The 10,785-nt window shown below is 59.8% G+C and carries 10 protein-coding genes and 2 tRNA genes; 10 read left to right on the forward strand and 2 right to left on the reverse strand.

The features are described 5' to 3' along the window. Positions 1–85: 85 nt before the first annotated feature. Positions 86–415 (forward strand): hypothetical protein, encoded by a 330-nt coding sequence (locus tag U0029_RS04140; RefSeq protein WP_127812557.1) that lies wholly within the window; start codon positions 86–88, stop codon positions 413–415. Between the two features lie 243 nt (positions 416–658). On the opposite strand, the gene U0029_RS04145 is transcribed toward U0029_RS04140, so the two are convergent. Together U0029_RS04145 and U0029_RS04150 are read right to left on the reverse strand one after the other, a co-directional pair. After that, positions 659–1,348, reverse strand: coding sequence for a fimbrial protein (locus U0029_RS04145; RefSeq protein WP_119529812.1), 690 nt, complete (start codon positions 1,346–1,348; stop codon positions 659–661). A 606-nt stretch (positions 1,349–1,954) separates the two neighbouring features. Next, a tRNA-Ser gene (locus tag U0029_RS04150) sits at positions 1,955–2,044 on the reverse strand. Between the two features lie 120 nt (positions 2,045–2,164). Between U0029_RS04150 and U0029_RS04155 the strand changes: the two genes are divergently transcribed. The 9 genes from U0029_RS04155 (at position 2,165) to U0029_RS04195 (ending at position 10,568) form a co-directional block, all read left to right on the forward strand. After that, positions 2,165–3,139, forward strand: a complete 975-nt coding sequence (locus U0029_RS04155; protein ID WP_114852274.1) for an NAD(P)H-quinone oxidoreductase — start codon at positions 2,165–2,167, stop codon at positions 3,137–3,139. Positions 3,140–3,272: 133 nt separating this feature from the next. Continuing rightward, positions 3,273–4,022 (forward strand): triose-phosphate isomerase, encoded by a 750-nt coding sequence (gene tpiA, locus U0029_RS04160; protein ID WP_012418301.1) that lies wholly within the window; start codon positions 3,273–3,275, stop codon positions 4,020–4,022. Positions 4,023–4,043: 21 nt separating this feature from the next. Then, positions 4,044–4,472 carry a preprotein translocase subunit SecG gene (gene secG / locus U0029_RS04165; RefSeq protein WP_012418300.1) on the forward strand — a complete coding sequence of 143 codons (429 nt, stop codon included), beginning with the start codon at positions 4,044–4,046 and terminating at the stop codon, positions 4,470–4,472. A gap of 240 nt (positions 4,473–4,712) precedes the next feature. Then, positions 4,713–5,630, forward strand: a complete 918-nt coding sequence (locus tag U0029_RS04170) for a siderophore ABC transporter substrate-binding protein (protein ID WP_012418299.1) — start codon at positions 4,713–4,715, stop codon at positions 5,628–5,630. 3 nt (positions 5,631–5,633) lie between these two features. Further along, positions 5,634–6,629, forward strand: a complete 996-nt coding sequence (locus tag U0029_RS04175) for an ABC transporter permease (RefSeq protein WP_049794172.1) — start codon at positions 5,634–5,636, stop codon at positions 6,627–6,629. Between the two features lie 64 nt (positions 6,630–6,693). Continuing rightward, positions 6,694–7,578, forward strand: coding sequence for an iron chelate uptake ABC transporter family permease subunit (locus U0029_RS04180; protein WP_049794171.1), 885 nt, complete (start codon positions 6,694–6,696; stop codon positions 7,576–7,578). After that, positions 7,575–8,333: an iron ABC transporter ATP-binding protein gene (locus U0029_RS04185; protein ID WP_012418296.1), complete on the forward strand. Its 759-nt coding sequence runs from the start codon at positions 7,575–7,577 to the stop codon at positions 8,331–8,333. Before U0029_RS04180 ends, U0029_RS04185 begins: the two co-directional genes overlap by 4 nt. 139 nt (positions 8,334–8,472) lie before the next feature. Continuing rightward, positions 8,473–8,557: transfer RNA gene (locus U0029_RS04190), tRNA-Leu, on the forward strand. A 940-nt stretch (positions 8,558–9,497) separates the two neighbouring features. Beyond that, the gene (locus tag U0029_RS04195) at positions 9,498–10,568 is read left to right on the forward strand and encodes an acyltransferase family protein (protein WP_169507440.1); all 1,071 of its coding nucleotides are present in this window, start codon (positions 9,498–9,500) and stop codon (positions 10,566–10,568) included. Positions 10,569–10,785: the final 217 nt, after the last annotated feature.

Here is a 10,785-nt window from a genome sequence, read left to right on the forward strand (position 1 = left end):
AAGGGGTCTGATAAGGCCTGCTTTCGCTTCACAGAATGCGATATTTTATCGACGATTATGGTCTCTCCTAAGGAGATCCATGACCATGACACCAGATCAACGCGCCGCATTTCGCGACTGGGCGCATATCGCTGCCGCTGTGACGGTCCCTGTAATCGTGGCCATTTTGGGATGGGTGTTCCAGGCGGACTGGAAAGAGCGCGAGATTCAGCGCGACTATCTCAAGTTGGCTACGGAGATCCTGGCTGCGAAGGACGTTCCGCCCGCTTTATGCAGTTGGGCCACCGATATCGTTCGAGTCACCTCGCCCGTGCCCTTCCTCGTTGCCGATCCCGAGCAACTCAGGAGCCGCGCTGGCGAGTCCGGGGCGCAGCACCTTCAAGACGCCTTGCAGCACCTCATGGGGGCGCAATGATCGCAACAGGCTGCACGGCCTTCAACCTCGAGAACGGGAAAGGCGTTTTTGGCAGCTTGATGCAGCGGGGCTTTGCCCGGTGTCCGCGAGCTTGACGATGCTGGCCGCCAGGCGCTTGAAGCGAGCCTTGTGCCTATGCGCTAAGGTGTTGCTGCCTTCAACGTGAAACCCTTCATCTGCAACGTCGTCGGGCGCGCGCGCATTGGCGCGCGGCATGGCAGCTTTGGGGGCAGCTTTGAGCGCTCAGGGATAGGCAATGCTGTATTGCACGTAGCTCACAACCTTACTCGCCGAAATCGCACTATCTCCGGTTTTGACATAGCGGGCGAGGTAGCGGAGCGTGGCGGTTTTATGGGTGTCGCTTGAGCTGGTGTTCACGAGTGTGAACGTGGCCGAATTCTGCTCGGCGAAGGGGTGGCCCAGTTTGACTTGCGTGCCGTCTGTGTTGGCGATCTGTATCTGCACATTCTGGGCAACGGTTCCGGGGCTTGCGGGCAGGGTTGCGGCGGCGGCGGTAACGTCTGCGCTCGGTGTGTAGGCGATCAGATTGTCGGTATCGAAATCGGTCGTCGAACCGTGTTCGAAATAGGCGGAAACCTTGCCGCTCAGCGAGGCGGGGCAGTCGGTGAGCTTGATGGTGAACAGCGTGCTGCCTGCGGTTTGCCCGGCTGTTTTCAGCGCCGAGGTGGAAATCTTGGGCAATGTGACCAGCAGGTTATGCGGCGGCTCCTTGCCTTCGATCTTGCAAGTGGTATCGGTGATTTCGCCGGTGATCGTGATCAGGCCGTCAGCAGCATGGGCGGGCGGCCCGAGCAGCGCCAGGACGCCCAACACCGCGCCAAGTTGCGGTTTGCGGTTTGCGGTTTGCGGTTTGCGGTTTGCGGTTTGCGGTTTGCGGTTTGCGGCATGATGGCAATGAGGTTCTTTGTTCATAATTCATAAGCCTGGGGATCATGATTGTTTTTCGGCGGCTCGGGAGCTGAACATCCTGTAAGCAATGTCCTCAACCTGTGGGTAGCCCGAAAACGAACCAGATTATTTAACCGTTAAGCGCAAACCTATGCCGGCAGGTGCTCATGGCACAGATTGAGGGAAGCAGCCAAACAAAAAGCCGCCCCTGCATGCGCAGGAGCGGCTTTGATTTGGTGCCCGAGGCCGGAATCGAACCGGCACGCCTTTCGGCGAGGGATTTTCTTACCACTTCGGCTTTCGCCGCCGCCCTTTGCAGAGGACGTTCGTGGTCTGGAGCACGCCTTCACCATAGCCTTGCGGCTTTAGGTGCCCGCCGTCTGCTCTCTACACCTTCCCGGGTTTTTGCCTGGGCTTGGCTCGGCGTTGGCTCGGTTGCCTAGGCAACCAGGGCGTTCGCCGAATTTGACGGGCTTCACTTCGGGCGTTTCCCCCCGAAGGCTCAAATTTTCAAGTCCCTTGTGTCTACCGATTTCACCACTCGGGCGCAATGCGCTGTAAATTCCGCCTTGCCGGCAGCGGAGCCAGCAAGCGATTGCCGCCTGGCTGCGCTACGGTCCGGCCGGATATTGGCGGAAGCGGTGGGATTCGAACCCACGAAGGGTATAAACCCTTGCCGGTTTTCAAGACCGGTGCCTTCAACCGCTCGGCCACGCTTCCTTGATTTTCGATGCCAGAGCATCCTATATGGTAACCCTGACGCCTGTCTGGGCGTAGCATGGGTTTGCCGTAAAGGGCGTCATAATAATCTATTTGCTCAGTGAAGGACGGAGACAAGTCATGCGCGCAGTAGAAATTATTCATCCCGGTGGTCCGGAAGTCCTGGTTCCGACCGAGCGGCCGACTCCCGAGCCTGGGGCGGGCGAGGTCTTGATCAAGGTGTCGGCTGCGGGGATCAACCGTCCTGATGTCTTCCAGCGCAAAGGCAATTACGCCCCGCCTCCAGGGGCATCGGATTTGCCGGGTCTGGAGGTTGCAGGCGAAATCGTGGGCGGCGATGCGGCGGCTGGCGGTTTCAAGAGCGGCGATAAGGTGTGTGCGCTGGTGGCGGGCGGCGGTTATGCCGAGTACTGTGTCGCGCCGGCGGTCCAATGTCTGCCCATCCCCAAGGGCTTGTCGGATATCGAGGCGGCAGGCCTGCCCGAAACCTATTTCACGGTCTGGAGCAATGTGTTCGACCGTGGCGCGTTGGCGCAAGGCGAAACCTTGCTGGTCCACGGCGGTGCGAGCGGCATCGGCACGACGGCGATCCAGATTGCCCGGGCGCTGGGCCACACGGTTTACGCCACGGTGGGCAGCGATGAGCGAGTGGCCGCCGTCGAGCGTCTGGGCGGCAAGGGCATCAACTATAAAACGCAGGATTTCGTCCAGGAAATCAAGGCTTTGACTGGCGGCAAGGGCGTGGATGTGGTGCTGGATATGGTGGCTGGCGATTACATCGACCGCGACCTGAGCTGCCTGGCGGACGATGGGCGCATTGTGATCATCGCGCAACTGGGCGGTAACAAGTCTACGATCAATAGCGCCGAAGTCATGCGCCGTCGTCTGACGATCACGGGTTCGACGCTGCGTCCCCGTCCTGTGGCGTTCAAGGGCGCGATCGCCCGCGCACTGCGTGAAAGGGTGTGGCCTTTGCTGGAGCAGGGGGCCATCAAGCCTATCGTTCACGCCACCTTGCCCCTGGAGCAGGCCGCCGACGGCCATGCCATGATGGAGGCTGGCGAGCAGGTCGGAAAAATCATCCTGACCGTGTAACGCGGAAAGGGGCGGCGAAAACCGCCCCAACAGGATACAATCATGGATTTGACCCGGTGCATGATTTTTTTGCGTGCGCCGGTTGTTCGCGGGGGCTTCGCCCGGCGGACCAGCCTCTAACCCATTTCGCCGCATGACCGAAACCGCCAATCGTCGTTCCCGCCTGGTGCTGGGCAACTGGAAGATGCATGGCAGCCTGGCCGAAAACGCCAGCCTGCTCGCCGCCTTGCGCGCCGCCGACCCCGCCTTGCACTGCGAGATCGGTGTGTGCGTGCCGTTCCCTTATCTGGCGCAGGCCAGCGCCGCGTTGTCGGGCAGCGCCATTTCCTGGGGTGCCCAGGACGTCAGCGCCCAGGCCAAGGGTGCATTCACGGGCGAAGTATCCGCCTCGATGCTGAAAGACTTCGGCAGCCGTTGGGCTTTGGCCGGACACTCCGAGCGCCGCACGCTGCACGGCGAGACGGATCAAGAGGTGGCCGACAAGGCGCGTGCTGCATTGGCAGCGGGTTTGCGTCCTGTGGTTTGCGTGGGCGAGTCGCTGGCCGAGCGCGAGGCGGGCCAGACCCTGGCCATCATCGAGCGTCAACTGGCTCCCGTGCTGGCCTTGGGCCGCGAGGCGGTGGCGGGCATGGTGCTCGCTTATGAGCCGGTGTGGGCGATTGGCACCGGTTTGTCGGCAACGCCCGAGCAGGCGCAGGAAGTTCATGCCGCCATTCGCGCTGCGCTGGCCGGGCTGGGCGCCACGCAGGTTCAAGTGCTGTATGGCGGCAGCGTGAAGGCCGCCAATGCGGCCAGTCTTTTTGCCATGGCCGATATTGACGGCGCGCTGGTTGGCGGCGCTTCGCTGGTGGCCGAAGAATTCTTGCGCATCGCCGCAAACTAAAGTTTCCGTCCGGAGTCTGTAATGTCTTTGATGCTTACCATCCTGTTGGTCGTCCAGGTGATCTCGGCACTGACCATCGTCGTTCTGGTGCTGTTGCAGCAGGGCAAGGGCGCCGATATGGGGTCTTCTTTTGGCTCCGGTTCGGCCGGCAGTCTGTTTGGCGCTTCGGGCGCCGCGAATTTTCTGTCGCGCAGCACCAAGTGGGCAGCGGTGGTGTTTTTCGCCTCCACGGCCTTTCTCGCCTATGCCTCGCATAAAGGTAATAGCAGCCCGGCGATTGAGAGCGGCGTGATGCAGAACTTCCAGGACCGTTCGGTGCCTCAGGCGCCGGGTACGCCCGCCACGGGTGGCGAGGCTTCGGTTCCTGCTGTGCCGCAAGCGCCGGGTGGTGCTTCGGCGGTGCCGCAGGTGCCCGCCGCTCCCCAGAGCCCTCCCGCTGAAAACAAGTAAGCAGATCACAAAACGGCGCTTTTCGAAGCGCCGTTTTTTTGTCTGTCGCCAGTGCGGACAGGCGGGGTTCGTGCCGTTTTTTGGCTGGCTGCTTGTAATGCCACGAAACATCTTTCCTGCGGCTTTCGTGATTTCTTCGGTTGAGCGCCTGCCATTTGTCTGAAAATATTGATAACATCAGGAATGATTCGTATTTGATGCTGTGGCTATTGATAGCTCTGCAGTGAAAAAGGACGCGGAATGTTGCAACAGAGAGGAATGCGCCACTGGGTGGCGGGTGCGCTGCTGGCCTTGACCCCAATGCTTGGCCAGGCCGCCACCGAAGTCAAACATGCGCAGGGCAGCACGCAGGTGCCTGACAAGCCTGCCAAAACCGTTGTGATGGATCTGGCGGTGCTCGATACCTTGCATACGCTGGGCGTGGATGTGGCGGGCGTGCCTGCTGCCACGGCTTGGCCGGAGCATCTGGCGCAGTTCGCGGACAAGCGTTATGTCAAAGTGGGTTCGATGTTCGAGCCGAACTATGAAGCCATCAACCAGCTGGCGCCACAGGTGATTTTTGTGGCTGGCCGTTCGGCGCCCAAGTACGGCGATCTGTCGCGTCTGGCGCCGACGGTGGATCTGACGGTGGACGCCAAGGATTTGGTGGGCAGCGTCGAGCGTAATGCCCGCCTGGTGGCGGCTATCTATGGCCGTGAAGCCCAGGCCGATGACAAGATCAAGCAGCTCAAGGCATCGATCGCCTCTGTGCAGGAGCGCGCTGCTAAGGCAGGCACTGGGCTCATCATTCTGACCACGGGTGGCAAGATGAGCGCCTACGGCCCAGGTTCGCGCTTTGGCGTGCTTCATGATGCTTTTGGCGTGAAGGCCGCGGCGCCGGATTTGAAACAGTCTAACCACGGTCAGGCGGTGTCTTTCGAGTTTATTTCCCAGCTCAATCCGGATTGGTTGTTCGTGATTGACCGTGACGCCGCCATCGGCCGCGAGGGTTCGTCGGCGCGTCAGCTGCTGGACAATGAGTTGATGCGCAGCACCAAGGCCTGGAAAAACCAACACGTAGTCTATTTGAATGCCGCGAATTGGTATTCCCTGGGCGCCGCCGGCTTGACGGCGTTGCAGCAGGGCGCGGATGAGGTCGGCGCTGTCCTTGCGAAGTAAGTGATGACGGGTGCTGTGCCGCGCCAGGCGCGGTGGACCGGCCCCTTGGGGCTGGCCGCCGCCGGCGTGCTCTTACTTGCCTTGTGCCTGATCAGTATCGGATTGGGCGCAGGGCAGTTTTCGTATGCAGAGTTGTTCGGCGGGGCCGAGCGCGCCTGGCAATTGTTGATGGTGAGCCGCGTGCCGCGCACGCTGGCACTCTTGCTGGCGGGGATGTCGCTGGCCGTGGCCGGCTTGCTGATGCAGATGCTGGTGCGTAATCGCTACGTGGAACCTTCCACGGCCGGCACGATTGAATCCGCGACCCTGGGCATTCTGGTCGTGACGCTGCTGGCGCCGGGCGCCCCGGTCTTGGTGAAGATGCTCACGGCCACGGGTTTTGGCCTGGCGGGCAGCCTGCTGTTTCTGGCTTTGCTGCGCCGTGTGCCCTTGCGCAGCCCGTTTCTGGTGCCCCTGATCGGCCTCATCCTCGGAGGCGTGATTCATGCGGTAACCACTTATGTGGCCCTACAGCATGATCTGCTGCAATCCTTGCAGGCCTGGACCACAGGCGATTTTTCCGGTGTGCTGCGCGGCCGTTACGAGTTGCTGTGGATAGGGTTTGCGCTGACCTGCGCAGCCTATCTCACGGCAGACCGCTACACACTGGCGGGCATGGGCCGGGAGTTCGCATCCAATCTGGGCTTGAACTACGCCCGTCTCGCTCTTGTGGGTCTATTGATCGTGTCGGCGATTTCTGCGGTCGTGGTCGTGACCGCCGGCAGCATTCCTTTTCTCGGGCTGATCGTGCCCAATGCGGTCAGTCTTATTTTGGGCGACAACATGCGCCGCGCCATCCCTTGGGTGGCGCTGCTGGGCGGTATTTTCGTGCTGGCCTGCGATATCGTGGGCCGCCTTCTGCTCTATCCCTACGAGGTGCCGATCGGCACGGTGGTCGGTGTCGTGGGAAGTCTGCTCTTTTTGTGGCTGATCCTGAGCCGAAGGGGGCGTCTTGCCTAGTCTGTCTCCTTCGCTGCGCCTCGGGCTGCTGGCCTTGCTGGCGTTGTCATGCTGTGTTGCTTACATGGTCTTGGGCGCGAATGGGCAATGGTCTTTTGTCATTCCCTTTCGTGGCGGCAAGCTGTTGGCGATGCTGTTGGTGGCCTATTGCGTTGCCTTGTCCTCGGTGTTGTTTCAGACCCTCACGCATAACCGGATTCTCACGCCGTCGATCATGGGTCTGGATGCGCTGTACATCGCAATCCAGGCTGCCATCGTGTTTGGTTTCGGGTTGACGGCACTCAATGCCCAGCAGCCGGTATGGCAGTTCCTGCTAGAGGCGGGACTGATGGCGGGTTTCGCTTGCCTGCTGTTTCGCTGGTTGTTTACCGGGGCTGCGCAAAGCCTGCATCTGATGATGTTGGTGGGCATCATCTTTGGCCTGCTGTTTCGCAGTCTGTCGAGCTTCGCGGTGCGCTTGATCGACCCCAATGAGTTTTTGGTTCTGCAGGACCGGATGTTCGCCAGTTTCAATAGTGTGCGCACAGGCCTTTTGCCCTTGGCGGCGACGACGGTGTTGTTGGTTACGGTCGTGTTTTGGCGGATGCGCCGCCGCTATGACGTGATTGCCCTCGGGCGGGAGGTGGCCATCAGCCTGGGCGTGAACTACCGCGCGACGCTGCTGGCGACCCTGAGCGGGGTGGCGGTGCTGGTGGCGGTGGCGACGGCGCTGGTCGGGCCGGTCACCTTTCTGGGTTTGCTGGTCAGCAATCTGGCTTACCAGAGCATGGCCAGCGATCGCCATGCTCAGACCGTGCCTGCCGCCGTGCTGTGGGGGGTGATCTTTCTGGTGGGCGGGCAGACCCTGCTGGAGCGCGTTCTGGGCCTGGGTACGACCGTCAGCGTGGTGATCGAGTTTGTGGGCGGTCTGCTGTTTCTTATTCTGATCTTGCGCAAAGGGCGTCAATGATAGAAGTCCAATCCCTTAGCAAGCGCTACAGCCAGGATGTGGTGGTTGATGACGTGAGCCTGAGTTTGCCCGATGGTGGCATCACCGCCATCGTGGGGCCCAATGGCGCGGGCAAGTCCACCTTGCTGTCTATGGTGAGCCGTTTGTTGCCGATGTCGAGCGGGCAGGTGCTGATCGATGGCTTGGACGTGACGCGCACCGATAGCCGCGAGTTGGCCCGGCGCTTGGCGATTTTGCGCCAGGACAATCATTTGCCGCTGCGCCTGACTTTGCGCGACCTGGTGGCTTTTGGCCGTTATCCGCATAGCGGCGGACGCCTGACCGAAGAGGATAGCGCCCATATCGAGCGTGCGATCGGCTATCTGGATCTGGGGCATCTGGCTGAACGCTTTTTGGATGAGATGTCGGGCGGACAGCGCCAGCGCGCCTTTGTGGCCATGGTCTTGTGTCAGGATACGCGTTATGTGCTGCTCGATGAGCCGCTCAATAGTCTGGACATGAAGCACGCGGTCGCAATGATGCGTATTTTGCGGCGTGCGGCCGACGAGTTGGGCAAGACCGTGGTCATCGTGTTGCACGACCTCAATTTTGCGTCGGCCTATGCTGACCACATTGTGGCCATGCGGCAAGGGCGGGTGGCCTACCAAGGGCCGCCCTCGGCCATTATCCGTAGTGAGGTCTTGAGCGAGCTTTATGCGCTGCCCATTGCCGTGCACGAACTCGACGGGCAGCGCATCTGTGTGTATTACCGTTAGCCCAGCACGGGTTCTGCGGACTCGGCTGAAACGCTGCTGCAGAGGCGTTTCAAACGACTTTTGACAGCCTGGTGGCACTTCTGAAATAAGCGTGATAGAATGCTCGACTTTCCAGGGTGCATATGCCTGGAAGCGTCAAGCCGACGTGGTGAAATTGGTAGACACGCTATCTTGAGGGGGTAGTGGCGAAAGCTGTGCGAGTTCGAGTCTCGCCGTCGGCACCAAGAATTTGTTCCAGGTTTGCCCCTGAGCCGATAAAAAAACCCGCATTCTTCTTATGAAGATGCGGGTTTTTTGTTGCCTGGCGTCTTGGTTCGACCGCCAGCACCCATTGCGTTTGAATAGGGCTTTGAATGTGTTTTTGAACACTTACTCGAGACGGGCAATGCTGAGCTTGATAGTGCCGAGGCTGAATGGGATGGACCGGCCTAGCTGTCAAGAACCGACCTCAAACCGCTCGATCGCCTCGATGATCTGGTTGAGCCGCGGCTTCTTTATGCTTTAGAACGCATCAACGAGAAAATGCTGCTTCTGACTTCACTGCTTTATCGGTGGGATTCCCTATCGAGCATGGACTTTGAGGCCGCTCGTGGGGGTGCTTTTTTACTGGCTATTCAGCCAGTGCTATAATGGCGCCCCTGCAGCCATGTTTTGTCTGGCCGCAGTAGCTGCTTTAGCCGCGACGCGGCCACCCCACTCATTTCTTGCCAGCCGCCACGATTGACGCCTGTTGACTTGGAAGCATGTCCTGGGGCTGCGGCATACCCCGCACGTTCACTGCTGTTTCACTGACTCTTGTTCTGCTGATCCTGGCCTATGGGGCAGTACTTGCTTGCTGCCCGACCGGTTCTTCCTTGACCGGTTGCGAAAGGATTTCCTACGCCTGGCTGTGGCTTGTTCGTCATGACGGCCTTATGGGAGCCGACCATGAGGGAGCCGACCATGATGGTCATGGTGCTGCGGCCGTGTTTTCCGCTGCCACATTCATGTGTGCCAAGCAGGCGCTTGCCTTGAATGATGTTGCTATGTGCGAGCTGTGCCCCGTCGGCGCGGCGATAGGCGTATGGGTCGGAGAAGCACTTTTTTGCGCTGCCGTTGTCTAACTGGTTAAGCGCGCAACCAGAGTGCCAGTGGTTTCAACTGGCTCGCCGAAAGGACGGGTTGATGGATATTTTTACAATACAGTATTTACGCAGTATGGCAGCTATGCGGGTCGTGGCTGTCCATCTGTATCCGCAGCTCGAACGCATGGGCTATAACGGTTATTGGTTGCAATGGCTGGCGTCCGGCGTAGATATTTTCTTTGTTCTCAGCGGCTTTCTGATGTGGGTCACCACGTGCAATAAAAACATCGGCGTGTGGGATTTTTATCGCCGCCGCATTGTGCGCATCGTGCCGCTTTATTGGGTGCTGACCTCGGTGGCGGTTGCGGTCATGCTGATCGCGCCGCAGTTGTTGCAGAGCAAGAGTTTCGACCTACTCAATGTTGTTTCCTCGTACTTTTTCTTTATGACGCCCAATCCGCAAGGTCTGGTCGAACCTGTGTTGACGGTGGGGTGGACGCTCAACTACGAGATGATGTTTTACGTCATCTTTGGTATCGCTTTATTGATGCCGACTACCTGGCGGTTTGCCACCGTCACGGTCGTGTTTCTTAGCATGAGCATGGTGGGTTGGTTTTTTGTGGATACCAGCGCCCCGTCCGTTTTGGCTTCCTATACCTCGGATATCGTGCTGGAGTTCGTATTGGGTATGGGGATTGGTGTGTGGTTTACCCGGTCGGATAAGCGCGGATCGGCCAGGCTAGGTTGGATGTTGATCATCGGCGGCTTGAGCGTGATCGCCTTGCTGTCAGTGATTGCGCCACCTGGAACGTCGCGCCTGTTAGTGCAGGGTGTGCCTGCGGCGGCCATTGTGATGGGAGCGATCTTGCTCGATCGTTTTAATGTGCTGCCGCGTGTGTCCTGGCTGCACAAGTTGGGCGATGCCTCTTATTCGATTTATCTTTCGCATGCCTTCGTGCTGTCAGCCTTGAGCCAAGTCTGGCGCAAGCTGCATCTGGATGCCTTGCCTGGCGGTTGGGTGGGTTTTTGCGTGGTCGGTATGTTGATGTCGACTGTCGTAGGTATTTTGGTTTATCACTGGCTGGAGCGGCCTTTGATCCGTTTTTTCAAGCGTCCTTCCAAGCCGCTTGTTCCTCAGCTGGTCAATGCCCGATCCGCGGCGGGTCTTTGAGCAGGCGCGGCCAGCGCTTGTGCGCGGGTTTGCGCCCCTTGCGACGCCCCACGTGGTCATGCGCGTGGCAGTAGCGGTGTTGCGCCTGGGGGCGCTGCCCTGACTCGACGGCCGCGATGCCTGGGGGCAGTTTTTCATGAAACGTCGAACTCCCGCAGGGCGGGTGCAGCGGCCATAGCCCAGGCGCTGAGCCGAGCCGGACGAAGGTCGCGCTGCT

It is taken from the genome of Bordetella avium, assembly GCF_034424645.1.
Lineage (GTDB): Bacteria > Pseudomonadota > Gammaproteobacteria > Burkholderiales > Burkholderiaceae_B > Bordetella > Bordetella avium.

Coding starts and splice junctions, on each gene's coding strand:
- U0029_RS04185 (WP_012418296.1), top strand. CDS start 7,575: ATGATAGAAGTCCAATCCCTTAGCAAGCGCTACAGCCAGGATGTGGTG.
- U0029_RS04145 (WP_119529812.1), bottom strand. CDS start 1,348: ATGAACAAAGAACCTCATTGCCATCATGCCGCAAACCGCAAACCGCAA.
- U0029_RS04170 (WP_012418299.1), top strand. CDS start 4,713: ATGTTGCAACAGAGAGGAATGCGCCACTGGGTGGCGGGTGCGCTGCTG.
- secG (WP_012418300.1), top strand. CDS start 4,044: ATGTCTTTGATGCTTACCATCCTGTTGGTCGTCCAGGTGATCTCGGCA.
- U0029_RS04180 (WP_049794171.1), top strand. CDS start 6,694: ATGGTCTTGGGCGCGAATGGGCAATGGTCTTTTGTCATTCCCTTTCGT.
- tpiA (WP_012418301.1), top strand. CDS start 3,273: ATGACCGAAACCGCCAATCGTCGTTCCCGCCTGGTGCTGGGCAACTGG.
- U0029_RS04175 (WP_049794172.1), top strand. CDS start 5,634: ATGACGGGTGCTGTGCCGCGCCAGGCGCGGTGGACCGGCCCCTTGGGG.
- U0029_RS04155 (WP_114852274.1), top strand. CDS start 2,165: ATGCGCGCAGTAGAAATTATTCATCCCGGTGGTCCGGAAGTCCTGGTT.
- U0029_RS04140 (WP_127812557.1), top strand. CDS start 86: ATGACACCAGATCAACGCGCCGCATTTCGCGACTGGGCGCATATCGCT.
- U0029_RS04195 (WP_169507440.1), top strand. CDS start 9,498: ATGGATATTTTTACAATACAGTATTTACGCAGTATGGCAGCTATGCGG.